This is a genomic window from Heliorestis convoluta, from assembly GCF_009649955.1.
In the GTDB taxonomy this organism is placed as follows: domain Bacteria; phylum Bacillota; class Desulfitobacteriia; order Heliobacteriales; family Heliobacteriaceae; genus Heliorestis; species Heliorestis convoluta.
The window spans coordinates 1,057,712-1,081,089 of sequence record NZ_CP045875.1; the positions used below are offsets into that span (position 1 = coordinate 1,057,712).

At 44.2% G+C, this 23,378-nt stretch carries 23 protein-coding genes, 5 tRNA genes and 2 other annotated features; of the genes, 4 read left to right on the plus strand and 24 right to left on the minus strand.

Features of this window, described 5'->3' with window-relative positions; genetic code table 11:
- Positions 1 to 31 precede the first annotated feature (31 nt).
- Genes ku through FTV88_RS04850 form a run of 4 tightly spaced genes read left to right on the plus strand, consistent with a single transcriptional unit; the run spans position 32 to position 2,671 of the window.
- Positions 32 to 883, plus strand: coding sequence for a non-homologous end joining protein Ku (ku, locus tag FTV88_RS04840; RefSeq protein WP_153724649.1), 852 nt, complete (start codon positions 32 to 34; stop codon positions 881 to 883).
- Positions 880 to 1,785, plus strand: coding sequence for an ATP-dependent DNA ligase (locus tag FTV88_RS04845; protein ID WP_153724650.1), 906 nt, complete (start codon positions 880 to 882; stop codon positions 1,783 to 1,785). The genes ku and FTV88_RS04845 overlap by 4 nt, the downstream gene beginning before the upstream one ends.
- On the plus strand, positions 1,728 to 2,069 hold the full coding sequence (gene ligD / locus FTV88_RS16115) for a non-homologous end-joining DNA ligase LigD (protein WP_368277512.1): 342 nt from the start codon (positions 1,728 to 1,730) through the stop codon (positions 2,067 to 2,069). The genes FTV88_RS04845 and ligD overlap by 58 nt, the downstream gene beginning before the upstream one ends.
- Positions 2,024 to 2,671, plus strand: coding sequence for a DNA polymerase domain-containing protein (locus tag FTV88_RS04850; protein WP_368277581.1), 648 nt, complete (start codon positions 2,024 to 2,026; stop codon positions 2,669 to 2,671). The genes ligD and FTV88_RS04850 overlap by 46 nt, the downstream gene beginning before the upstream one ends.
- Positions 2,672 to 2,834: 163 nt before the next feature.
- Here FTV88_RS04850 and FTV88_RS04855 read toward each other — a convergent pair whose 3' ends face one another.
- The 24 genes from FTV88_RS04855 to rplU form a co-directional block, all read right to left on the minus strand.
- Positions 2,835 to 3,557, minus strand: coding sequence for a copper amine oxidase N-terminal domain-containing protein (locus FTV88_RS04855; protein WP_207707914.1), 723 nt, complete (start codon positions 3,555 to 3,557; stop codon positions 2,835 to 2,837).
- 212 nt (positions 3,558 to 3,769) lie between these two features.
- Positions 3,770 to 7,564, minus strand: a complete 3,795-nt coding sequence (locus FTV88_RS04860; RefSeq protein WP_153724652.1) for a phosphoribosylformylglycinamidine synthase — start codon at positions 7,562 to 7,564, stop codon at positions 3,770 to 3,772.
- A 1,068-nt stretch (positions 7,565 to 8,632) separates the two neighbouring features.
- Positions 8,633 to 9,439, minus strand: coding sequence for an undecaprenyl-diphosphate phosphatase (locus FTV88_RS04870; protein ID WP_153724654.1), 807 nt, complete (start codon positions 9,437 to 9,439; stop codon positions 8,633 to 8,635).
- A gap of 32 nt (positions 9,440 to 9,471) precedes the next feature.
- Positions 9,472 to 9,843, minus strand: coding sequence for a DUF4870 domain-containing protein (locus FTV88_RS04875; RefSeq protein WP_207707915.1), 372 nt, complete (start codon positions 9,841 to 9,843; stop codon positions 9,472 to 9,474).
- 122 nt (positions 9,844 to 9,965) lie between these two features.
- Positions 9,966 to 10,697: a copper amine oxidase N-terminal domain-containing protein gene (locus FTV88_RS04880; protein ID WP_243137332.1), complete on the minus strand. Its 732-nt coding sequence runs from the start codon at positions 10,695 to 10,697 to the stop codon at positions 9,966 to 9,968.
- Positions 10,698 to 10,972: 275 nt separating this feature from the next.
- A tRNA-Thr gene (locus tag FTV88_RS04885) sits at positions 10,973 to 11,048 on the minus strand.
- Positions 11,049 to 11,054: 6 nt separating this feature from the next.
- Positions 11,055 to 11,130 (minus strand) — tRNA-Glu (locus tag FTV88_RS04890).
- A gap of 5 nt (positions 11,131 to 11,135) precedes the next feature.
- Positions 11,136 to 11,210 (minus strand) — tRNA-Gln (locus tag FTV88_RS04895).
- 13 nt (positions 11,211 to 11,223) lie between these two features.
- Positions 11,224 to 11,307: transfer RNA gene (locus tag FTV88_RS04900), tRNA-Tyr, on the minus strand.
- A 9-nt stretch (positions 11,308 to 11,316) separates the two neighbouring features.
- Positions 11,317 to 11,393 (minus strand) — tRNA-Met (locus FTV88_RS04905).
- 286 nt (positions 11,394 to 11,679) lie between these two features.
- A complete protein-coding gene (leuS, locus tag FTV88_RS04910; protein ID WP_153724656.1) occupies positions 11,680 to 14,190 on the minus strand; it encodes a leucine--tRNA ligase in 2,511 nt (836 codons plus the stop codon).
- 43 nt (positions 14,191 to 14,233) lie between these two features.
- Positions 14,234 to 14,462 (minus strand) — a binding site (T-box leader).
- A 62-nt stretch (positions 14,463 to 14,524) separates the two neighbouring features.
- Positions 14,525 to 15,271: a class I SAM-dependent DNA methyltransferase gene (locus tag FTV88_RS04915; protein WP_153724657.1), complete on the minus strand. Its 747-nt coding sequence runs from the start codon at positions 15,269 to 15,271 to the stop codon at positions 14,525 to 14,527.
- A gap of 64 nt (positions 15,272 to 15,335) precedes the next feature.
- Positions 15,336 to 15,701, minus strand: a complete 366-nt coding sequence (gene rsfS, locus FTV88_RS04920) for a ribosome silencing factor (protein WP_153726514.1) — start codon at positions 15,699 to 15,701, stop codon at positions 15,336 to 15,338.
- A 38-nt stretch (positions 15,702 to 15,739) separates the two neighbouring features.
- Entirely contained in the window at positions 15,740 to 16,321 is a 582-nt protein-coding gene (gene yqeK / locus FTV88_RS04925) for a bis(5'-nucleosyl)-tetraphosphatase (symmetrical) YqeK (protein WP_153724658.1), read from the minus strand.
- A gap of 74 nt (positions 16,322 to 16,395) precedes the next feature.
- A complete protein-coding gene (gene rbp, locus FTV88_RS04930; protein ID WP_151620153.1) occupies positions 16,396 to 16,653 on the minus strand; it encodes an RNA-binding regulator in 258 nt (85 codons plus the stop codon).
- A 113-nt stretch (positions 16,654 to 16,766) separates the two neighbouring features.
- Positions 16,767 to 17,549: a nicotinate-nucleotide adenylyltransferase gene (gene nadD / locus FTV88_RS04935; protein WP_368277514.1), complete on the minus strand. Its 783-nt coding sequence runs from the start codon at positions 17,547 to 17,549 to the stop codon at positions 16,767 to 16,769.
- Complete coding sequence (locus FTV88_RS04940) at positions 17,524 to 18,777, minus strand: glutamate-5-semialdehyde dehydrogenase (RefSeq protein ID WP_153724660.1); 1,254 nt, start codon at positions 18,775 to 18,777, stop codon at positions 17,524 to 17,526. The genes nadD and FTV88_RS04940 overlap by 26 nt, the downstream gene beginning before the upstream one ends.
- A gap of 50 nt (positions 18,778 to 18,827) precedes the next feature.
- The gene (gene proB, locus FTV88_RS04945; protein WP_153724661.1) at positions 18,828 to 19,979 is read right to left on the minus strand and encodes a glutamate 5-kinase; all 1,152 of its coding nucleotides are present in this window, start codon (positions 19,977 to 19,979) and stop codon (positions 18,828 to 18,830) included.
- 72 nt (positions 19,980 to 20,051) lie between these two features.
- The gene (gene yhbY / locus FTV88_RS04950) at positions 20,052 to 20,345 is read right to left on the minus strand and encodes a ribosome assembly RNA-binding protein YhbY (RefSeq protein WP_153724662.1); all 294 of its coding nucleotides are present in this window, start codon (positions 20,343 to 20,345) and stop codon (positions 20,052 to 20,054) included.
- Positions 20,345 to 21,670, minus strand: coding sequence for a GTPase ObgE (gene obgE, locus FTV88_RS04955; RefSeq protein WP_153724663.1), 1,326 nt, complete (start codon positions 21,668 to 21,670; stop codon positions 20,345 to 20,347). Before obgE ends, yhbY begins: the two co-directional genes overlap by 1 nt.
- 16 nt (positions 21,671 to 21,686) lie before the next feature.
- Positions 21,687 to 22,232: a Spo0B domain-containing protein gene (locus FTV88_RS04960; protein WP_153724664.1), complete on the minus strand. Its 546-nt coding sequence runs from the start codon at positions 22,230 to 22,232 to the stop codon at positions 21,687 to 21,689.
- Positions 22,233 to 22,322: 90 nt separating this feature from the next.
- Complete coding sequence (rpmA, locus tag FTV88_RS04965) at positions 22,323 to 22,601, minus strand: 50S ribosomal protein L27 (RefSeq protein WP_153724665.1); 279 nt, start codon at positions 22,599 to 22,601, stop codon at positions 22,323 to 22,325.
- Positions 22,595 to 22,942, minus strand: a complete 348-nt coding sequence (locus FTV88_RS04970) for a ribosomal-processing cysteine protease Prp (RefSeq protein WP_153724666.1) — start codon at positions 22,940 to 22,942, stop codon at positions 22,595 to 22,597. Before FTV88_RS04970 ends, rpmA begins: the two co-directional genes overlap by 7 nt.
- 17 nt (positions 22,943 to 22,959) lie before the next feature.
- Complete coding sequence (gene rplU, locus FTV88_RS04975) at positions 22,960 to 23,271, minus strand: 50S ribosomal protein L21 (protein WP_153724667.1); 312 nt, start codon at positions 23,269 to 23,271, stop codon at positions 22,960 to 22,962.
- A gap of 8 nt (positions 23,272 to 23,279) precedes the next feature.
- Positions 23,280 to 23,359, minus strand: a sequence feature (ribosomal protein L21 leader region).
- Between the last annotated feature and the right edge of the window lie 19 nt (positions 23,360 to 23,378).

Genomic DNA, 23,378 nt, shown 5'->3' on the forward strand with positions numbered 1-23,378 from the left:
CAAACTGATCGCAGGAGGTGAAGTGTATCTGATGCGCAGTCTTTGGAAAGGTGCTGTCAGCTTTGGTCTCGTCCACATTCCGATCAAACTGTTTGCAGCCACAGAAGATAAAGATATTCGCTTTCGTCTTCTCCATAAAGAATGTAATCATCCCATTCAATACCAGAAACGATGTCCTCACTGTGACCGAGAAGTGGAACCAGAAGAAATCGTCAAAGGCTTTGAATACACGAAAGGTCGTTTTGTCATTGTCACAGAAGAAGAGCTCGAAGCTTTAGAGCCTGAAAGCAGTCGTACCATTGAGATCCAATCTTTTGTTAATCTTCCAGAAATCGATCCTATCTACTTTGTCAAAACCTACTATCTAGCACCGGATCAGCAAGGTCAAAAAGCCTACGCTTTGTTACATCAAGCACTGCAAGAAATGAACCGTCTGGCTTTAGCCAAAGTTACCTTGCGATCCAAAGAAGCCATTGCCGCTCTTCGCGTATACGGTGAGGGCTTGGCAATGCATATTATGCTTTTTCCCGAAGAGATTCGCTCTATGGACCAACTGGGAGAATTAGGGCAAAGCGTAGAAGTCTCAGCCAAAGAAAAAACCATGGCCATTCAACTGATTGAAAGCCTTACAGAGCCTTTCAACCCAGAGCGATGGCAAAATGAATACAAAGAAAAGTTGAACCACTATCTACAAGAAAAAGTACAAGGCCAAGAGATTATCGATCAACCAACGGCTCCCGCACCGAAAGGAAAAGTTGTTGATTTGATGGAAGCTTTGAAAGTAAGTCTCGATCAAGCAAAAGCCCAGCAAGCACAACAGAAAAAAACAACGAAAAAAGGCAAGACCACAAAAAGCACAACAGAGCGCAGAAAAACGTCATGACCTATCTTTTGCCCATGGAACCACAGGTAGCGACAGCGCCTTTTGATCATCCTGATTACTTGTTTCAAATCAAGTGGGATGGCATTCGTTGCTTAGCAACAATCACAGAAGAAGGTATGATGCTACGGAGCCGTAATGGCAAGGATATGTCAAAGCAGTTTCCCGAAATTGTTAACTCACCCTTTTTCTCTTCTGGACGAAGTAAGACCATTGTTGATGGTGAGCTTGTTGTTCTTGATAGGGATGGTTTACCCAGCTTTCCTTTAGTACTCAAGCGACATCGTTTTCAAAAAGCATCCTCTATTGAAGAAGGTCGGAAAGTCTATCCTGTTTTATATATGATCTTTGACTTATTGCAGTGGCAAAATCAATCATTTTTAGAACACCCTTTGGAAAAGCGCTTGGCCAAGCTAGAAAGAGAGCTAGTGCCTTCTAATCATATCGTTTTTACAAAAGCGGAAGAGGCCGCGGGCATTGCTTTTTTCCAATCCATTCAAAAACTGAACTTAGAAGGCATGGTCGGCAAAGATCGCAACAGCCTCTATCGACCAGGAAAAAAGGCAAGAACCTGGAAAAAAGTAAAAAACTTTCGACAACTTTCTTGTTTTGTGATTGGCTTTACCCAGTCTCAAGAAGGTCAAATTGCTTCTCTCGCCCTTGGCTTGCCTCTGGAAAATACATGGCAGTATATTGGAAAAGTAGGCACAGGGATCTCCCAGAAGGAGGCTCGGCTATGGTACGTACGTCTCCATCCTCAGCAGATGAAAGAATCAACGACGGAAGTGAAAAAACAAGGCTATCACAAAGTCCACCAACCCTACCCAATCATAGTGCAATATCTAGAATGGACCCAAGATCTGCGCTTACGCCATCCATCGTTGCTATCGACGATAGAACCTTAGAAGTAAAAGGGAAGGGAAAAAAACTTCGCCTGACCAATTTAGACAAGATTTTTTGGCCTAACGAAGGGTATACAAAAGGAGATCTTTTAGACTATTACTTGCAAATAGCGCCTTATCTCATGCCTCATCTACAAAAACGACCGATTGTCATGGTTCGCCACCCTGATGGGGTTGAGGGAAAGTCATTTTATCAGAAAGAAAGCCCTTCTTTTCGCCCCTCCTGGCTACCTGTATTGCTATCTACTCCCGTCAGAGTAAGAAGTCCATTACCTATTGTCTCGTAAAAGACTGGATTGACTTACTTTACCTAATCAACCTCGGCTGCATCGAACTTCATCCCTGGCTTTCACAAAGTCCACAGCTCCATGTACCCTCTTATATGGTCTTCGACCTCGATCCCCATGAGAGCCAGTCATTTGAGACCGTCGTAGAAGTTGCCTGGCTCGTCAAAGAAGCTTTAGATAGTTTTGGACTGACTTCGTACCCCAAAACATCGGGACGATCGGGCTTGCATATCTATGTGCCCCTTAAGCCCCAGTATAGCTATGATACAGCAAGGCAATGCGCTATCGTCTTAGCCCGATTTATAGAAAAGATAGACTGCCGCGTTACCCTAGAGCGCTCGATTGAAAGAAGAGGACAAGCTCTCTATCTCGATTGCTGGCAGATAGGAAAGGGAAAAACCTTGGCTTCTATCTACAGTCCTCGACCCCTTCCTGGTGCACCTGTCTCAACACCATTAGCGTGGTCAGAAGTGAAAAGCAATGTAGATCCACAAGCTTTCAATCTAACCTCGGTCGTAGATAGAGTAAAGCAAAAAGGCGATCTTTTTGCATCTCTTTTGACAGAAGAAAATGACTTGACGGCTTTGTTGGAGCTTTTGTAGCGAAGAATGAGCCATTCAACATAGGCCATACATGAAGTATCATTTGGAAGTAAATAGTAAAAACCCATCGTAACGATAAAGTATACGATGGGTCTTTTGTAGTGCTATTTTCATCGTAGGGCTGTGCCTATGGGGGGCACGAGGAGACCTTCTATAGCTTGTCTTATTCGTTGGAACTCTCTTCAGTCACTTCTACAGGCAAAGGCAATGGTTGGGCCTGTGGGGGGCTGTGGCATTCCATACAGCTCATATTCATAAAGCGATTGGCTTTCTCTTTTTGCTGGATAAAGTCATCAGCAGCAGCCATTAAAGCTTCTGCAGCTGTAGCATTGTTGTTTTGCTTTTCCTCAAGAGCTAGAGAAAGCAATGCACTTCCTGAACGTACTTGGAAGACGCTCTCTAAGAAGTCCTGATTAACCTTGCTATGTCTTGGTGGCGTTCGATAAGAGGAAGCTTGGGCAATGATTTCTTCATCAATCATCGTCTGAATTTCTTCTAATGCAGTTGCTTGTTCTTCTACTGTTAATTCTTCTAAAGCATCAATTTTTTCTAATACTTCACCAAAAGCTGCACTAGAAAGTCTTTGCCACTGTGAAAAATCTTGTCGTAACTGACTACGAAGCGCAGCCTGGGCAGCCGCTTCGGCAGATTCTGTGCTTATGTATACAGTTGAAGTCTCTCCATCCCACTCTACATCAGCTTGCAAAGCTTCAGCAATCGCACGAACTGGCACAAGTGTACGACCTTCTACAATTTGTGGTGCCACATCAGACTGAATCTCTTCTCCATTAACGAAAATCTTGATAGGACTAAAAGCACTAGCCGCTACAACAGCACCCATAAAAAGTGCCGACGTAATGAAGGCCGTTAGAGTCCATTTTTTCATTTTCTCAAATCCTTTCTACTGTTTTTTTAGCTGGTGGGCATCTTTCCCACAACTTGTTCCTGCTTAATAAGGAAATAAGATTACAGGAGATCACTTCCAGCACTTTTGTAATGATAACAGCTCTTTTTTATAATGACAAGGTATTTATTGGAAGAAGAATAAAGGTAACTGCACAAACCCTAAAGCTTGTACAGTTACCTTTTCAGATCTTCTTACTTAAAGTAGTTCACACCGGCCTGGAAGATCTTTTGATCTTTTTCCCCAGGAATGTTGATAGCCACATGGTTACCAATGCGCTCTGAATGACCCATCTTACCGAGGATACGTCCATCAGGGCTTGTGATGCCTTCTACGGCACAAACAGAGCCGTTAGGGTTATAGGGCATGGCCATGGTCGGCTTGCCCTGGTCATCGACATACTGTGTAGCAATTTGACCCTTCTCGATAAGCTGCTGCAGTAGGGCATCGCTGGCTACAAAGCGACCTTCACCATGAGACATGGCAATACTATGGATGTCACCGAGAGCTGTCTCTTGTAACCAGGGGGAAAGATTCGAGACAACTTTCGTAGTAACCATAGAAGAAATGTGTCGACCGATGGTATTAAAGGTCAAAGTCGGGCTATCTTCCGTAATCTCTCGAATCTCACCATAAGGGAGAAGACCTAACTTAATCAAAGCCTGGAAGCCATTGCAGATCCCAATCATCAAGCCGTCTCTTTGCTCTAAGAGCTGGGTCACTGCTTCTTTGACCCTTGGATTGCGGAAGAAGGTAGCAATAAACTTGCCAGAACCTTCCGGCTCATCACCAGCACTAAAACCACCAGGAATCATAATGATTTGTGCTTTTTCAATGGCTGCCACCATCGCTTCAATAGACTCTTCTACATCAGCAGCTGTCAGATTTCGAATCACCAAGCAATCGGCCTGCGCACCGGCCTTTTCGAAAGCTTTAGCCGTATCGTATTCACAATTGGTACCAGGAAAGACAGGAATAAAGACTCTTGGTTTGGCTAGGGCTAAAGTGCTTTTGCTTCTTTCTAAGCCCTTGGTCGCACCGTCAAAAAGTATCTCCTTGGCTTCACCAGGCGCTTCTACTTTGCTAGGGAAGATTTTTTCAAGGGGACTTTCCCAGCGTTGTTGCGCCTCTTCCAGAGAAATGTTCACACCGTTGATCCGAATAGCTGGCTCTTCAACTGTCATTCCGAGTACTTCATAAGCGACAGTACCAAAGGCTGCAGCTAGATCAACAGAGGATGGAATTTCTAGAAGTAAAGAACCGTAATCAGCACTGAAAAGACGATGTTCTTCTATAGCCTCGTCAAAAGAGAAGCCAATGGTATTACCAAAAGCCATTTTGCTTACAGCGGCTGCAATACCACCGAATCGGACTGTCTGGGCAGCAAGAACCTGGCCTTTTTGCACCAGTTCATAAACTTTTTGATAATTCCGTTCCAGTTGGTCGAGACAAGGCAAAGCCTTACCATCCTTTGGCAAAGGCAAAAGCACAACAGTACTACCAAACTTTTTGAATTCTGGTGAAACCACTTTGTCGGCGTTGAGTACATTTACAGCAAAAGCAACGAGCGTTGGCGGAACATGCAAATCTTTAAAGGTACCAGACATGCTGTCTTTGCCGCCAATCGCGGGAATTTGTAGCGCTTTCTGAACCGCATGAGCACCTAAAAGAGCGCTAAAAGGTTTGCCCCACTTGCGCGCATCTTGCCCAAGCTTCTCAAAGTATTCCTGTAAAGTAAGGCGAATCTTGCGATAGTCTCCACCAAGTGCTACAACACGAGCAACCGCTTCGACTACGGCATAAAATGCACCGTGGAAGGGACTCCAAGAAGCAAGATGGGGGTCGTAACCAAAGGTCATGGCTGTCGCTGTTTTCGTCTCTCCCGAAAGAAGAGGAATTTTTGCTACCATGCCTTCTGCCGGCGTGACTTGATTGCGTCCACCAAAAGGCAGTAGAACAGATCCAGCGCCAATGGTGCTGTCAAAGCGCTCCACAAGACCTTTTTGACTGCAAACGTTTAAGTCTTCTAAGTTCGTTAACCAGGCTTCCTTTAGATCAGGTAAGGTTTCTTTCACTTTGGACGGGATGCTTTGGAAGTAGTTTTCCTGCTCTTCCGGTGCTTCTACAACCACTTCTGTCTTTTGTTGCACACCGTTGGTATCAAGAAATTGACGACTTACATCAACAATGGCTTGTCCACGCCAAAACATTTTCAATCTTTGCTCATCCGTTACGGTCGCAACAACAATGGCTTCTAAATTTTCTTCTTGCGCAAAGCGCTGGAAGGCTTCCACGTTTTCTGGTGCAATGACGACAGCCATCCGCTCTTGTGACTCCGAAATGGCCAGTTCAGTACCATCCAAACCTTCGTATTTACGAGGCACTGCGTCTAAATTAATATGCAATCCTTCGGTAAGCTCACCAATGGCCACTGAAACACCGCCGGCACCAAAGTCATTACACTTTTTGATCATTTTGCTTACTTGGGCATTGCGGAAAAGCCTTTGAATCTTTCGTTCTGTAGGAGGATTGCCTTTTTGCACTTCGGCGCCACAAGTAAAGAGAGAGTCTTCTGTGTGCTCTTTGGACGAGCCGGTAGCGCCACCGCAGCCATCGCGACCGGTGCGACCACCAACAAGCACAATCAAATCACCGGCGACAGGCTTTTTCCGAACCACATTCTCTTTCGGAGCTGCCGCCATAACAGCGCCAATCTCCATTCTTTTGGCCACAAAACCTTCATGATATAGTTCAGCAACTTGCCCTGTTGCTAGGCCAATCTGGTTACCATAAGAACTATAACCAGCAGCAGCACCAATGGTAATCTTTCGTTGTGGCAATTTACCAGGCAAGGTTTCTTCCACCTTGCGTCGAGGATCGCCACTGCCTGTTACACGCATGGCTTGATAGACATAAGAGCGTCCCGACAAAGGATCGCGAATGGCACCTCCGAGACAAGTAGCAGCACCACCAAAGGGCTCAATTTCAGTAGGATGGTTGTGCGTCTCATTTTTGAACATAACAAGCCAGTCTTCAGTCTGACCATCCACATCAACAGGGACTACAATGCTGCAAGCGTTAATCTCATCGGAAACATCTAAATCGCTGAGCAACCCTTTTTTACGTAGTTCCTTCATGGCCAGTACAGCAATATCCATCAAGCATTCATCTCGTTCGTTCACTTTCTCTTCATAGACAAAGTTACGAGATGCCACATATTCTTCATAGGCTTTTTGAATCGGTTCTGCAAAAAGACCTTCTTCGATGGTTACATCCTCAATTTTTGTTAAAAAAGTAGTATGACGACAGTGATCGGACCAATAAGTATCAATTACTTTAATTTCCGTAATCGAGGGATCGCGCTTTTCTTCATCTCGGAAATAGGCTTGACAAAAGATCAGATCTTCTATATTCATCGCCAAACCGGTTTCGTCCATCCAAGCTTGTAACTCTTCTTCTGACTTCTGAGTAAAGCCATGCAAAATGGCCACATCAGCCGGTACCTCTGCCCTTACCGTTAAAGTCTCAGGCTTTTCTAAAGCAGCTTCTCTTGCTTCTACGGGATTAATAAGATAAGACTTAATCTTATTGATTTGCTCTTCTGTAAGGGAGCCGCGGAGTACAATCACAGGCGCTGTTACAATAAGAGGCCTTTCTTTTTGCGTTAAAAGCTGAACAGACTGCGCGGCTGAGTCGGCTCTTTGATCGTATTGCCCCGGCAAGTATTCCCAAGCAAAGAGATGGTCTCCTTCTTCCACTGGAAAAACTTCATCATAGACACGGTCTACAGGAGGCTCAGAAAAAATCGTATTGCGAGCTTCTCTGTACTCCTCATCAGTCATACCTGCTATATCGTAACGATGAACAATGCGCAAGCCGTCTAAGCCTTGTATAGCCAAATTCTCTTTCAAATCGCTATAGAGACTTCGAGCTTCAACATCAAAACCTTCTTTTTTCTCAACATAAATTCGTCTCACATCTTGTGTCATGAAGATCCTCCTGTATAAAATATACAAACATTACGAATAAAACTTTAACAAAGCTTTTATAAGAATATACTATTAAGAATAAATGATGACAGCAAGAAGGGCAAGAAAAAAACAAAAAGAGAAGGCTGATTAAAAAGCCTTCTCTCTAGAAGCAACCATCCCTACAGTTCCTACATAGACTAAACAATCTACCAAAGTAAAGGATTCAAAACCAACCCTTTCCCTAAGAAAAAACAGGTGATGGACTAAATTTACCGACGTAACAAGAGACAACATACCCGATTGCTGAGTTACTACTGAATAACCCTAAAACTACTCAATTCACCAAACTAAAGTCACTAACTCTACCCAAGCAGAGAGTCACTAAAAAACCTTACCAAAGTTTCGAAACCAGAATTACCTGATTCACCATATGGGCTGATTTACCCAACAAAAGGGATTCAACTTACCAATCTTAAGTCTACTAAATATACCGTACTAATAAATCGACGTTACCAAGTTACCAGTAGGTTCACGTAGTCAACCAAAATACCCAAACTCGAGAATACTAGAAACACCGGATTGAAAGACAAACATCGCAACCACTTACGGTTTTCTCCAGGTGACACTCAGCATGACTGGGTAAATCCTAGGAAAATCTTTCTCTAAAAACCTTCGAATGAATTAAACCCACCTGACAACCTACCTGACGATGCTTTCTACGCTCCTTTTTCGTTTCTCTCTCTCTCTGAAACTGTAAGGATATTGCCTGACTAAAGTGTACCACAGTGTTACTCTTTTGACAAGTACTTTTTGGTACTTTTTCAATATTATTTTCAGACTATTTGCCTTTTTTCTCTTGAAAACCTGTACAGGGATGGCCGCAGCTTTGAAACACTACGAGACTGGGCATATGTGCTGTTTTAAAGTTAAGAAGTCTACAACCTCGAGGATGCCGATCTTCCCAGGTGATATAAAAGTGCTCACAGCGCAGGCAGTTTATTCTTTTCTTTTCTCTAGCAATAGGACGATTATCTTTATTCGTCATGATCCATCCTTATCCCTACATTGATAATTCTTTTCTCCATTCTACAAGAAAAATATCCAGTAGAAAGCAGCCAGGATAAATCGATAATAGGCAAAAGGCGCCAAGCCTACGTTTTCCAAGAACCGCAAAAACCAGACAATCGATAGCCAGGCCACAAAAAAGGCTGTTACAAAACCAAGGGCAAAGACAGGAACATCCGCCATTGTTAAGATGTGGTAAGATTTGAGCAAATCATAGCCTGTTGCAGCAAACATAATCGGTACAGCTACAATAAAAGAAAGCTCCGCCGCCACTTTGGGTGTTAACCCTACGAGAATGCCACCTGAAATGGTCGCTCCGGAACGGGAAAAGCCAGGCCATAAGGATAAACATTGAAACAAACCTACAGCAAAAGATTGTCGAAGCGTAATGTCATCAAACCTATCAACCTTTGCTTTGGCCGAATAACGATCGGCCACAAGCAACAAGACAGCACCGACAACAAGTCCAATGATAACCGTTTCCTCAGAAAAGAGCCGTTCTTTAATAAGACCATGCAATAGATAGCCCAGTAACAACGCCGGCATTAAGGCTGCAAGCAAATGCAATACAGAAAACCCATGGCGAGGTGGTTTTAAGCCTTGCTTGAAAAAAAGCTGACCCATATCAATAAATTTTTCCTTGTAAAGGAAAAGAACTGATAGTATGGCGCCTAACTGTATAAAAATCTCAAAAGTAGCTGCTTTTTCATCATCGAATCCAAGCAAGTGACCTAACAAAATTAAGTGTCCTGTCGACGAAACCGGTAAAAACTCTGTAAAACCCTCTACAATCGCCAGTATGAGGGCAACTACATAGAGATTTTCCACAGATTCAACTCCTCAAGAAGCCTGAAATGGATCTAGCGAATCAATCGAATTGTCAAAGGGTAACGATAACGAATTCCTTCATTCGATCGGATCGCCGCAATAATCGTTAGAATGAAATGAGCAATTGGAATAATGATCAAAAAGGGGATTCCAATGGCAATCACCACTAATATGCCTGCTATAAAAGTATATAGTAAAAGGCTGATTTGAAAATTCAGCGCTTCTTTTCCTTGATCGTCAACAAAAGGCATAGACTCCCTTTTGAGCAACCAGATGATCAAAGGTGGAACAATCTGTCCAACAAGGGGTAAAAGATAGCCAAGAAAAGATGATATATGACACAACATAGCCCACATACGTTCATCTTTCGAAGGATTCGTTATAGGATCTATACTGAGATTCACAAAAACCCTCCTTTCCATACAATATTGCATCTTTATTCATTAGGAAAGCAACAAAGAAGCCTTTTATGTTCACAGTAGAAGGTTCATAAAAGGCTTTCTATCTCTGTCTAAAAATCTCCTGCTCACTTTGTAGATTCATAGTCTAGGTCATAGGCATCAAAACCCCAAGACGTAGCATCTTTATACTCTGGTACGCCTGCAAAGATAAAGACATAAGCAACATTTTCGCCCGGCTTTAATTGGACAGGAATATTTTCGAATCTGTGATCAGCCACAACGGCTTGTTCTCCATCCTTATTAGCCATGTAAATTTTGATATCAATATAATTTACTTTTGTAATGGTATCATTGCCACGATTGTAGAAGATTCCTTCTGCTTTTAAGATACCTTCTTCATAGAAAACTTTCTCCAAATCAAATTCTATCAAGGAATCCTCTAAAGGTTTGCAATTAATATCAACACGTCTTTGTTCGCCATCCCAAGCTACCTTTTTGTCCAAACTTTCAGCAATAAAGCGTAAGGGTACATATGTTCTGTCATTGATAATCGTAGCGGCTACATCTAACTCGATAATCTTATCGCCTACTCTCGCTTCTCGATTATCGATTTGTAACCATATATGTCCTGACGTAACGGAACGTTCTTCTGCATTCCATGTAACAGTTTGACCGAGAGCCTCAAAAATAGCACGCATCGGCACTAGCGTTCGATTGTTTTCAATCACAGCAGGACTCTCAGAAAGGAGTGGAACCTCATTAATAAAAACAGTAGGCGGTGCCGCAATCGCAGAAGTCACGACCATTATCGAGAAGAACAGTAACAAGGCAAGAACGATATACTTTTTTTGCTTCATAAAAAAACCCCCTTCTCTTTTAGTTGTTTAAAAAGTAAGCTACACCTTCCATTTGACAACGGAATCATTACTTTGTCAAGTCTTTTCACAATGAGAACAAAATGAGAACAGAAACGCAAAAAACCGCTTAAAGCCTTTGCTTTAAAGCGGTCTCCATTGCGATTCGGGTAGTTAGATCCCATGACTTCATCGGTAGAACTTCTTCATAGCTGATACAAACAACTAGACTCCAGCCGTTCCATCCACCTGGTGATCCCGCAGACCCTTATGTACGATGGAGCCAGCGACAGGAATTGAACCCGCAACCTACTGATTACAAGTCAGTTGCTCTACCAATTGAGCTACGCTGGCAAAATATGGTGACCCGTAGGGGATTCGAACCCCTGTTACCGCCGTGAAAGGGCGGTGTCTTAGACCACTTGACCAACGGGCCTTATATGGCTGGGGTGGCTGGATTCGAACCAACGAATGGCGGAGTCAAAGTCCGCTGCCTTACCACTTGGCTACACCCCAACGGTGGAGAAAATGGTGGAGGGAGAAGGATTCGAACCTTCGAAGCTTACGCGGCAGATTTACAGTCTGCTCCCTTTGGCCACTCGGGAATCCCTCCATATTACGTTGGTAGCGGTGGTAGGATTTGAACCTACGACTCTACGGGTATGAACCGTATGCTCTGACCAACTGAGCTACACCGCCAGACTGTTTGCGACCAAACCCCGGTCACAGGACAGTATGTTATCACTTATCTCTGGACTTGTCAACAAGTTTAGCAAACATTTTTCGATATTTTTTTCGTACCCTTATACGGGAGCCTAAGCATCTCGCTTTCCTCCCCTTTGGACTGGATCCACACTGTTACCGCCAGCAAAGCTGGCAACCGTTGAGATCCCAAGCCCCGCTCGGTCGGCGAGATGCCTAGGCCAGAGAGTTTTACTTGTTCGTTCTCTCAGAAGCAGAACAGAGCAGAACCTCCCCCCCTGTACTACTTTACAACAATATTCACGAGCCGATTGGGAACAGCAATTACCTTAACTACATTCTTACCGCCAAGCAACGCAACAACCCGTTCATTGGCAAGAACCTGAGATTTCAAAGTCTCTACATCAAGTCCATTGGCGAGAGACAAGCGCTCTTTCACCTTGCCATTCAACTGCACCACAATCTCTACTTCATCTTTGACCAGCGCCTTTTCGTCATAGGTAGGCCAGGGTTGCTGGTGAACATAGCCACTACCACCTAGGCTCTTCCACAGTTCCTCACAGACATGGGGGGCAAACGGTGCCAGAATAAGAACGAGTCGAGCGAGGCCATCTTTGAACAATGGCAAGTTCTGTTTCTCTTGAGGCACTTTTTCTTTGTACAAGTACATCGCATTGACCAGTTCCATAATGGCTGAAACAGCCGTGTTAAAGTTAAAGCGATTGCCTACATCTTCCGTTACTTTTTTGACAGCGTAATGGATCTGACGAGCCAATTCTTTATCTTCACGATTCAACGTAGAAGCATCTAGATGTGGGAGCATTAAAGTGGAAAGGTCACGAAGGGGTTCCTGATAAGCCTGAATGAGACGCCAGACGCGCTGTAAGAAACGATGAGCGCCTTCTACGCCACGATCGCTCCATTCTAGATCCCGCTCTGGTGGCGCAGCAAAGAGAATAAAGAGTCGCGCTGTATCAGCACCATAACGCTGGATAATCTCTTCAGGGCTGACGACATTGCCTTTTGATTTGGACATCTTGGCCCCATCCATCAGTACCATACCCTGGGTCAACAAGTTTTCAAAAGGCTCATCGACACCAACTAAGTTGAGATCGGACAACACTTTGGTGAAGAAACGAGCATAGAGCAAGTGCAAGATAGCATGTTCTACACCGCCAATGTACTGATCTACATTCATCCAATAGTCTACATCATCTCGAGCAAAAGCTTCGTCATCATTTTTCGGAGAGCAGTAGCGCAAGAAGTACCAGCTTGAGCAGACAAAGGTATCCATTGTATCAGTTTCCCGCTGTGCTGGTTCACCACAGCTCGGGCACTGACAATTCATAAAGTCTTCCCGTGAACGAAGAGGGGACTCACCAGATGGCTTAAATTCTACATCCTTCGGTAGCATAACAGGCAATTGCTCATCAGGCACCGGTACTTCCCCACAAGTAGCACAATGAACAATTGGGATGGGCGCACCCCAGTAACGCTGACGAGAGATCAGCCAATCGCGCAAACGGAAGTTGACTTTGCGAGTCCCTTTTCCGTCTTTCTCTAGCTCTGTAGCAATAGCTGCCAGTGCTTCTCTATTTTTCATCCCGTTAAAAGGGCCTGAGTTGACAAGGATACCATCTTCATCATAAGCGTGATCCATGTCTTCGGCCACCAGATCAGGGATTCCTTCTGGCTGAATAACGACTTGGATCGGTAAATTGTATTTAGTAGCAAATTCAAAATCCCGTTGGTCGTGAGCCGGTACACCCATGACAGCTCCGGTACCATAGTCGACGAGGACATAGTTTCCAATCCAAATGGCTACTTTTTCACCCGTCAGGGGATTCAAGCAATAATGCCCTGTAAAGATACCTTCTTTCTCAATATCTGTCGAAGTACGATCGATATCACTAAGATTGAGAACCTTGCGAATAAACGCTCGAATCTCTTCTTCTCGATTGTTGTTTTGTAGCAATTCTTCTACTAGAGGATGCTCTGGTGCCAATACGAGGTAGGTGACACCATAAATCGTATCTTGACGCGTTGTATAGACGCGAATCTTCTCAAAGTCGCCCTTTTTCTCTGGCAAAGCAAAATCCATTTCAGCGCCTTCAGAGCGACCTATCCAGTTCTCTTGCATGGTCTTAACCTTGTCAGGCCAGCCTGGCAGCTTATCCAAGTCATCTAAGAGACGTTGGGCATAGTCTGTAATACGGAAAAACCATTGCTCCAGTGCTTTTTTCTCAACAACAGTATCACAACGCTCACAAGCACCGTCAACGACTTGTTCATTGGCCAATACAGTGGCACAAGAAGAGCACCAGTTTACATTGGCTTTTTTCTTGTAGGCTAAGTTGGCTTTATAAAGCTGCAAAAAGAGCCATTGCGTCCATTTGTAATAATCAGGATAACAAGAAGCAACCTCTCTGTCCCAGTCATAGGAAAGGCCCATTGCTTGCAGTTGGCTGCGCATGTTAGCAATGTTCTCTGTTGTCCATTGTGCTGGCGGTACGCCGTGCTTAATGGCCGCATTCTCAGCTGGTAAACCAAAAGCATCCCAGCCCATAGGATGAAGTACTTGCAAGCCTTGCATCGTTTTAAAGCGAGCGACTACATCACCGATGGAATAATTACGCACGTGACCCATATGCAGTTGCCCAGAGGGATAGGGAAACATTTCAAGACAATAGTACTTCTCTTTGTTCGGATCGACGGTAACACCATATATGTTATCTCGTTCCCAGGCTTGCTGCCATTTTCTTTCTAGATCTTGAAAATCATATCGTTCTTGCATTGCTAGAATCTTTCCTCCTACAAAAAATAAAAACCTTCTCGCCCCATGGGACGAAAAGGTTATTCCGCGGTACCACCCAATTTGTCACTTTGTTACTACATCGTGACCTCTTGCAAGGAGATAACGGTCCTACCGGCACAAACTTAAAATGCATTCGCACGCTCAGTCTGGCAACTCCCGGGCGAGTTCAATCGACTTTCTCCTGTCTCGCAGCAAACGACAGGTCTCTGAAAGAAAAGTACAGATCTACTACTCCCGCTCAACGTCTTTCCTAAAAATATATAATTACACTTCGTTATTATATATTTTTTGACACAAAAAAGCAAAGGCAGTCCTATTTTTTCTGTGCTATCAGAAAAATTCTTTCACTTTCTTTTTCCAGTGGATTCATCTGTAGGTCTCCGTAAAGACCTTGCAAAGTCAATCCAGACTCAGACACAGCTTTTTCGATCTCTTCTAGAGAAAAGGCTTGCTGGCGATGAAACTCCTCAAATCGTTCATAAAGCCCACCTTCTCGAGCTACAAAAAAAGTGAGGTCCATTTCTACGGCTCTTTTGGTTTCATCGTAGTGATTTAACCAAATATAAGCCAGATCATCGTCGACTTCGTAAAAAACATCATTGCCAACCAGGGTAGACAATTTATATTCCGTATGCAGATCGGCGATAAAAAGACCATCTTTTACTAAGACTTGCGCCACTCGTCCAAGTACTTGTGATAGTTCTTCATAAGATTCTAAGTAATTGAGACTATCTAGAAAAGACAGGATTGCATCGACTTGAAAAGGCATCTCTAGGCGCCTCATATCCTGCGATAGAAGCACCAAGCGAGAATCTTCTAGAAAGGATTGGTTTCGGTCTGCTGCAATCGTCAACATATCAGGCGATAGATCAACGCCTATTACATCATAGCCTCGTTCTAAGAGCCTTTTGGTCATGGCGCCAGTACCACAAGCTAGGTCAAGAACACGACGAGGTTTTTGGGGAGATAAGGTGAAAGCTTTTTCGGTAAAATCCATCCGTCCATCGTAATCTACATCCACCATTAAGCGATCGTAAAAAGCCGCAAAAGATTCATACATCGATTCTATTCACTCCGACGTCTATAAAAGCCTATGCCTTTATTTACTTTTCGATCATAAAGCATTAAACCGTAGCAAATTCAGCAAAGTTCGGCTCAATAGCCCGAGGCGCATCGCCCCAGAGTCTTTCTAAAGAATAATAGTCTCTTGATTCAGGACGGAAGATATGAACCACCACATCACCGAGATCGACCAATACCCATCGTCCTTCACGATACCCTTCAATCCGTAAGGGTTGCTGACCCAACTCTTTCATGCTATCTTCAATGTTTTGACATATGGCCTGTACTTGTGGTGTTGAATTTCCTGTACAGATCACAAAATAATCGGTAAATCTTGATTTTTCACGTACATCTAGCAAAAGAATATCACTTGCTTTTTTTTCTGATGCCGCTTCGGCAAGTCGGATGGCCAAATCTTTGCTATCCATCAAAGTTAACATTACCTCCCTATTTTTCCTTGGATTGCTTACTGTAGCTTATGCAGAAAAAGATTTCTTGTCTCTACTGTTAGAGGATGTAAACAGTGCCCTTTTTGTACAACGTAAACGATGGTCTGATCTAAGGAGAGGAGCAGGGCCTTATCTATAGACTTCTCCACCCATTTACGAATTTCCTCTACTCCATTATAAGTTCGATTCACTTCAATTTTGTCAGAAAGATAAATGATTTTCGCTAGATCGCCCATTTTAGGATGCCCCAGGGTGTGGAAAGAAATTGCGTCTAACACGTCTTTGTCAACAATGTCGTAGTTGTCGCTGGCCCACTGGCTCCCAGCAGGTCCATGCAATAAAGCAGGCACTTCTTGGGCACAGAATGAGAAACCGTCTATATTGGCTTTCTCATAGTAGAGACATTGTTTTTCCAAAGGCCATTCACGGGCTACATCGTGAAGCAATGCTGCTACCGCAGCTTTCATTGGAGCTATTCCCCAATGAGAAGCAATCGCTTTCGCACATTCCATAACAGCCAGCGTATGTTGAAACCGTTTGGAGCTCATATTTTTCTCTATGTCTTTCTGAATTTGATCGGATAGTCTTGTCCAGTCCATCCTAAACCCCCTTACAGTGAAAATAAAACCTCCTACACCCGTAAAAACAGGGTCTAGGAGGTGAGCAGAGTTTTTTACTGTTCCATTTGTCTTGGTTTTGCTTCATTGACAGTCAATTGTCTGCCCTCATATTCGAAGCCATTCATAGCCTCAATCATGCGCTCGGCATCTTCATCACTGACTTCTACAAAACCAAAACCTCTAGAACGGCCTGTCTCCCGATCGGTAATGATTCGGCTGCTAACGACTTCACCGTAGGGAGCAAAGAGATCCTGAAGATTTTCTGGTTTTGTGGCCCATGGAAGATTGCCTACATAGAGAGTCCGTACCAAATGATTTCACCTCACCTAAACCTGTTTCACATCACGGCACAACTTTTATTGCTGATATTCCGTCTATACCGTGTCGCGATTTAGTATAAGCCATAAGAATGAGCCTTATGCGCTTAACGATACAACTGTTGCGCTCGAATATAATGTTCTACTGGTTCTGGTACCAAATATTTGATCGAACGTCCCTTTTGAAGACGTTCTCGAATATCCGTAGAAGAGATGGCCAGTGCTGGTACTTCAATGAGGTGAATCCGCTGCGAAAACTCTACTGACCATTGTGCAATGGTCTTATGGAGATGGTCTCGTTCATATCCTGGTCTATAGACAGCAATAAATTGACAATACTGAATCAAGCGCTCAACCTGATGCCAAGACATGATTTCCACGATGGCATCAGCACCTGTTATAAAATATAGTTCAAGATTGGGCCCATAATGATGATAAAACCACTGCACTGTATCAATGGTATAAGAATAGCCTGTCCGCTTTACTTCTATATCTGAGATACGAAAACGGCAATTCGAAAGTGTCGCTAATTCTGTCAAGCGCAAACGCTCTCTAGAATCTGTTACTTTCTGCTTTTGTTTGTGAGGGGGTCGTCCTGAGGGTACGAATACAACAGGTGATAGATTAAAACGTTCTGCTGCCGCTTCAGCTGTTACCAGATGGCCATAATGAATGGGATCAAAAGTGCCACCCATAATACCAATCTTGGTCTTGCTTGAAGCATCTGCTTTATTTAATTTCCGTTTCGGTACTTTTAACCCAAAAGAGCTTTCTTCCCAATCATAGTTGTTTTTATCTTTTTCATCAATTTTCGGTATGATAACACCATAGGGAGCGGAGATAAACAAAGAGTCCTCTTCTTTATTACTCTCTTGTCTGACCATCGCCATAGCAGACGTACTTGATGGTCGTTAGCTCTTTGAGACCCATGGGTCCGCGGGCGTGTAACTTTTGTGTGGAAATGCCGATCTCTGCACCGAGACCATATTGGAAACCATCAGTAAAGCGAGTAGAAGCGTTGACATAGACGGCGGCTGCATCGACTCTACGAGTAAATTGACGAGCCAAACTGTAATTATTGGTTACAATCGCTTCTGTATGTCCACTACCATATCGTCGAATATGATCAAGGGCTTCATCAAAAGTATTGACAATACGAATCGCTAAGATTAAGTCAAGAAATTCTGTTTCGTAATCTTCATCAGTCGCTTCTTTGATCCCTGGAACAATGGCTACACTACGAGGACATCCTCGCAATTCCACTTCAAGATTCATTAAGCGATTGCTTACTTGTGGTAAAAACTTTTTGGCTACATCTTTGTGTACCAACAATGTTTCCATAGCATTACAGACACCAGGTCGATGGGTTTTGGCGTTAATGACAATTTTTTCTGCCATCTCTAGATCGGCATCACTGTCTACATAGACGTGACAATTGCCTACGCCCGTTTCAATAACAGGGACGGTGGCATTTTTTACAACGGTCTGAATTAAGCCAGCACCACCCCGTGGAATGAGAACATCGAGGTATTCATTCATTTTCATCATTTCTTGCGCTGCTTCACGGTCTGTCGTCTCAATGAGCTGAATAGAATTGGCAGGAATGCCTGCTTGCTCCGCTGCCTCCGCTATGATGCGCGTAATTGTCATATTAGAGCGAATCGCCTCTGAGCCACCGCGAAGTAAGACAGCGTTGCCTGTCTTAATACAAAGTCCTGCTGCATCAACCGTAACATTGGGTCTGGCTTCGTAAATAATTCCTACAACGCCTAGAGGAACTCTCACTTGTCCTATCTCTAAACCGTTGGGACGTTTCCACTGGTGGACCACTTCACCAATGGGGTCTGCCAGGCCAACAAGGGCATAGAGTCCTTCTGCCATGTCTTCAATCCGCTTAGGCGTCAATAGCAAACGATCTAGAAGTGCTTTGGATAAACCTTTTTTCCTGCCACTTTCCACATCTAAAGCGTTGGCCGCTAAGATTTCATCCTCTTTAGCAATTAGTGCTTCTGCCATTGCTTCTAGGGCTTTATCCTTAACTTGTGAAGACAAATGACCAAGCTGATAAGCTGCGTCTTTGGCCTTTTTCCCTTTTAAGATTAACTCTGGATAGGGCATCTTGGTCCTTCCCCCTGTTCCCCAATGTATTTTAGAATAATTCTACCTTTTTAAGAAGAGCAACCAATCTGACGCGGAATGGTCAGAGTCAGATTGTCACGATGAACCACTTCATCATAATCTTTACTGCCTAAAAGAGACTCAATCTCCATGCACTGTCGTCCCATAATTCTTCGCACTTGCTCAATGGCGTAATTGCTCACACCGCGACCCACTTCATACCCTTCCGGCGCAATGATGCTAACGAGGTCACCGCTATGATAGAGTCCATCGGTGGCAACAATACCACAAGGCAACAAGCTTTTCCCACCTGACACGAGAGCTTGTACAGCGCCTTCGTCGATATGAATTCTACCATGGCAGGTAGAACCAAAAGCCAACCATCGTTTATAGCCCGGCAATGGTTTCGCTTGTGGTAGAAAAAGAGTGCCAATTTCTTGCCCTACCATGATTTCCCGTAACACATCAGGCTTTGCTCCACTGGCAATGATCATAGCAATACCCGACTCCGTACAAATTCTAGCCGCCTGAATCTTGGTGGCCATCCCACCTGTACCTAGGTCACTTCCAGCGCCTGCGGCCATCGCCTCGATCTCTGGTGTAATCGCCTCTACCGTAGAAATAAGCGTAGCCTGAGTATCGGTACGTGGATTGGCTGTGTAAAGACCATCAATGTCTGTTAACAGTACAAGCACGTCACTACTGACAAGAGATGCAACAAGCGCTGAAAGCGTATCGTTATCACCAAAGCGAATCTCGTCAACAGCGACGGTATCGTTTTCATTGATGATCGGAATGGCACCCATCCGTAGCAAGGCTTCCAACGTGTTACCACCATTGATGTACCGTTTTCGAGACGCCAGATCGTCACGGGTTAGCAATACTTGAGCGACAACATGTCCATATTCTGCGAAGAACTTCTCATACATATGAAGCAGAATACCTTGCCCAACAGCAGCACAAGCCTGCTTTTCGGGAATTGTTTTTGGTTTTTCTCGTAACCCAAGACGACCCATGCCTGCACCAACAGCGCCCGAGCTTACCAGAATCATCTGATAGCCTCGATTGGCCAGATCTGCAACTTGACGGACCAGTTTCTCCATCTGCTCCAAGTTCAGTTTGCCTGTGCCATAAGTGAGCGTACTCGTTCCCACTTTAACCACAATTCGGCGGGCCCCCGGCAAGTCCTGGCGATGGAACATGCAACTTTGCCCCCCTTTAGGTCCCTGCAACATAGATTCTATCTTCCTTTGTACTTTCCTGCTTATCTTGCATTAATTGGGAAGTTCTAGTTGCGGATTATCTTGAGAAAGTCGATACAGCAAAAAGTTACGCCCAATGACTTGTACCACTTCAGCATCGACTGCTTCTCCAATCTCATAAGCCACTTCTTTGGGTTCCTGAAGACAGTTCTGCAAGACTCTTCCTTTGATTAATTCTCGCGCTTCTAAGGCATCTTCTACTTGCTTGACCAACATTCCACCAATGCCATTTTTTCCAATATGAATAATGGGTTCCATGGTCTGGCCTAAAGAACGAAGGTATCTTTTTTGTTTACCCGTTAACATTAGGACTCATCGCCTCCTTTTTCCGCTTCTTCATCGCCGCCATATTCAATAAAGTCAAACTCCAGACCGCCTATCTTTACGGGATCACCATGCTTCGCTCCGGCATCACGCAGCGCTTGATCTACGCCCATTTTTCCAAAAATACGGGACAGTCGTACTACCGATTCCTCTTGATCAAAGTTGGTCATGGCTACATGTCTTTCTACTTCTTTGCCAGTAACCACAAAGACAGCCTCATCATCGCGCTCAATTCTAAAGCGTTCTTCTTTTTCAGGTTTCAAGCGAACATCCATATGGGTCACTTTCTCTTCTTCGACCGCTTGAACAGGACCAAGCTCTTCTAGAATGGTATTAACATGCCAGATTAACGGTTTTAGCCCTTCTGATGTAGCTGCTGAAATAGGAAAAATGGTGTATTGTTCTCCTATTTTTGCTTTGAGGCGCTCAAGGTTCTCTTCTCCTTCTGTCAAATCCATTTTATTTGCGGCAATGACCATCGGTTTTTCTACTAATTGCGGCTTATACATAGCCAGTTCTCGTTGAATCACGTCAAAATCATCTAAAGGATCGCGACCTTCTGTGCCTGCCATATCGAGCACATGAATTAAAACACGACTCCGATCGGTATGTCGCAAAAAATCGTGGCCCAAGCCAACGCCTTCATGAGCACCTTCAATGAGTCCTGGAATGTCAGCCATAACAAAACTTTTGCCTTCTTCCACTCTGACCACACCCAGGTTGGGTTCTAAGGTTGTAAAAGGATAGTTGGCAATCTTAGGGCGAGCGGCAGAAACAGCGGCTATCAGCGTAGACTTTCCTACATTGGGATAGCCAACGAGACCTACATCAGCCAATACTTTGAGCTCTAATTCAAGCCACCGCTCTTCCCCTGGCTCTCCTTGTTCCGCCAACTGAGGTGCTCTGTTTAATGAACTAACAAAGCGAGCATTGCCACGACCACCGCGGCCACCTTTTGCTACAACAGCTTCTTGTCCTTCTTTCACAATATCAGCTAAAATCTCGCCTGTATCAGCATCTTTTATAACTGTACCAATGGGCACCTTGAGAAAACGATCTTCACCACCGCGGCCGTGCATCGTTTTAGCCATGCCATGTTCACCACGAGTTCCTTTATAATGGCGCTGGTATCGAAGATCGACAAGGGTGCGTAATCCTTCATTGCCAATAATAATTACGCTGCCACCGCGACCACCATCACCACCAGCTGGCCCACCTTCGGGAACGTATTTTTCACGACGGAAAGCAACAATACCGTTGCCACCATCGCCACCTTTTACAAAAATCTTAGCCTGATCATAAAACATGATGAAAGAGCCTCCTTTAGGGTCCTCCCCTTATTGCTCTGGGGTCTTCTTTGTCTTTCCCAAGAAGTCTACGCTGACTTTCTTCGAAGCATCCTAACCAGTAGGCTTCTACGTATGGTTCCTGACCACCATGAAAGAAGAGACAAAGCGAATCTGCGCCGTCATGGCAAGTTTTTCGATGCAATAAAAGGGATTGAATAAAATTTTCGGTCTCCCTTAAAAGAACCGTAACTTCTTCATCGCTTTGCCATTCTTCAGGTCTCCAGTTATCTTGAACTGTTACCTGAAGTAATATCTCTTCTTTTCTTAAACTGTACATTTTATGGATGAGCATCACTATCAAAGGCATCACGCCCAGGGCTGTCAGTTGACCATCATCGCGAATCTTCGCCGCTAGATCTTTTAGATAGTGATTCGCTTTTTCCGCCCTTCCAAGTTGTACATATCCTAGAATGATCTGTAGGTGATTGATGAAGTCATGACGCATTTCTCGCCAGACTTCTAACCATAACTCTGACTGTGATGATTCGCAAGGTTCTATACAATCATTAATATTACCCATAAGTTCCCCCTTACAATGCCATTAGACTGCAGGCACTGTAGATAGTAGATATTACAAAAGCCTCCGGACTTTACTCCGGAGGCTTCGTCATTACACCGCATAAACGCTGACTTGTTTTTTGTCCCGGCCTTTACGCTCGAACTTTACTACACCATTCACCATGGCGAAGAGGGTGTCGTCTTTACCGATACCTACGTTGTTACCAGGGTGAATCTTCGTTCCTCTCTGGCGAACAAGAATATTACCGGCGAGAACAACCTGACCGTCAGAACGCTTCACACCAAGGCGTTTTGCTTGAGAATCACGGCCATTTCGAGAACTACCAACACCTTTTTTCTGTGCAAAGTATTGCAGGTTCATCATCAACATGGGACACACCTCCTTTTTTGAACTTGAACATAAGCAGGATACGCTTCTTGAATTTGTTCCAATCCAAGAAGCATTGTTTCCAAAATGATCTGAGCTACCTTGCTGTCAGCCTGATTCAAAGGCAGCTTTAAGATACAACGCAACTCACCTGGTTTCGGTGCTCTCACTTCCGTCGCATCAGCACCTAAAAAGTGCTCTAAGCCATTAACGGCCGTAAAAGTAAGCGCTGACACACCGGCACAGACAACATCTTGCCCCGCTGGTGCTGCTCCTGCATGACCCTTTGTCTCAAAGCCTACAATCAGGCCTCTATCATCGATAAATACAATCGTCTTAACCATGTAGAATCTCGATCAGCTTACGCTTCAATCGCTTCTACACGAACTTGCGTGAAAGCTTGGCGATGACCTTGCTTTCTTCGATAGTTCTTTTTCGGCTTGTACTTGAAGATAACAATCTTCTTTCCTTTGCCATGCTCTTGTACTTTCAGCTGAACAGAAGCACCAGAAACAACAGGTGTTCCGATCTTCATATCACCTTCCGTACCAACAGCAAAAACACGGTCAACAGTCACTATGTCACCAGGATTGGCTTCTAGTTTCTCTACTTTCAAAGTGTCGCCTTGACGAACTTTGTATTGTTTTCCACCCGTTTCGATAATCGCGTACATTTAAAACACCTCCTAACTAGACTCACCAAGTACTAGGCGGAGCAAAAAGCTCACTTCCGAAGCCCGACTTGTGTGGTTGAGACAGGGGATAGATACCTACAAATCAA

What these genes read in the sequence shown, in the direction of transcription:
- ku (WP_153724649.1), top strand. Translation starts at nt 32, where the DNA reads ATGCGCAGTCTTTGGAAAGGTGCTGTCAGCTTTGGTCTCGTCCACATT.
- FTV88_RS04845 (WP_153724650.1), top strand. Translation starts at nt 880, where the DNA reads ATGACCTATCTTTTGCCCATGGAACCACAGGTAGCGACAGCGCCTTTT.
- ligD (WP_368277512.1), top strand. Translation starts at nt 1,728, where the DNA reads ATGGACCCAAGATCTGCGCTTACGCCATCCATCGTTGCTATCGACGAT.
- FTV88_RS04855 (WP_207707914.1), bottom strand. Translation starts at nt 3,557, where the DNA reads ATGAAAAAATGGACTCTAACGGCCTTCATTACGTCGGCACTTTTTATG.
- FTV88_RS04860 (WP_153724652.1), bottom strand. Translation starts at nt 7,564, where the DNA reads ATGACACAAGATGTGAGACGAATTTATGTTGAGAAAAAAGAAGGTTTT.
- FTV88_RS04880 (WP_243137332.1), bottom strand. Translation starts at nt 10,697, where the DNA reads ATGAAGCAAAAAAAGTATATCGTTCTTGCCTTGTTACTGTTCTTCTCG.
- leuS (WP_153724656.1), bottom strand. Translation starts at nt 14,190, where the DNA reads ATGCAAGAACGATATGATTTTCAAGATCTAGAAAGAAAATGGCAGCAA.
- FTV88_RS04915 (WP_153724657.1), bottom strand. Translation starts at nt 15,271, where the DNA reads ATGTATGAATCTTTTGCGGCTTTTTACGATCGCTTAATGGTGGATGTA.
- rsfS (WP_153726514.1), bottom strand. Translation starts at nt 15,701, where the DNA reads ATGGATAGCAAAGATTTGGCCATCCGACTTGCCGAAGCGGCATCAGAA.
- yqeK (WP_153724658.1), bottom strand. Translation starts at nt 16,321, where the DNA reads ATGGACTGGACAAGACTATCCGATCAAATTCAGAAAGACATAGAGAAA.
- nadD (WP_368277514.1), bottom strand. Translation starts at nt 17,549, where the DNA reads ATGGCGATGGTCAGACAAGAGAGTAATAAAGAAGAGGACTCTTTGTTT.
- FTV88_RS04940 (WP_153724660.1), bottom strand. Translation starts at nt 18,777, where the DNA reads ATGCCCTATCCAGAGTTAATCTTAAAAGGGAAAAAGGCCAAAGACGCA.
- proB (WP_153724661.1), bottom strand. Translation starts at nt 19,979, where the DNA reads ATGTTCCATCGCCAGGACTTGCCGGGGGCCCGCCGAATTGTGGTTAAA.
- yhbY (WP_153724662.1), bottom strand. Translation starts at nt 20,345, where the DNA reads ATGTTAACGGGTAAACAAAAAAGATACCTTCGTTCTTTAGGCCAGACC.
- obgE (WP_153724663.1), bottom strand. Translation starts at nt 21,670, where the DNA reads ATGTTTTATGATCAGGCTAAGATTTTTGTAAAAGGTGGCGATGGTGGC.
- FTV88_RS04960 (WP_153724664.1), bottom strand. Translation starts at nt 22,232, where the DNA reads ATGGGTAATATTAATGATTGTATAGAACCTTGCGAATCATCACAGTCA.
- rpmA (WP_153724665.1), bottom strand. Translation starts at nt 22,601, where the DNA reads ATGTTGATGATGAACCTGCAATACTTTGCACAGAAAAAAGGTGTTGGT.
- FTV88_RS04970 (WP_153724666.1), bottom strand. Translation starts at nt 22,942, where the DNA reads ATGGTTAAGACGATTGTATTTATCGATGATAGAGGCCTGATTGTAGGC.
- rplU (WP_153724667.1), bottom strand. Translation starts at nt 23,271, where the DNA reads ATGTACGCGATTATCGAAACGGGTGGAAAACAATACAAAGTTCGTCAA.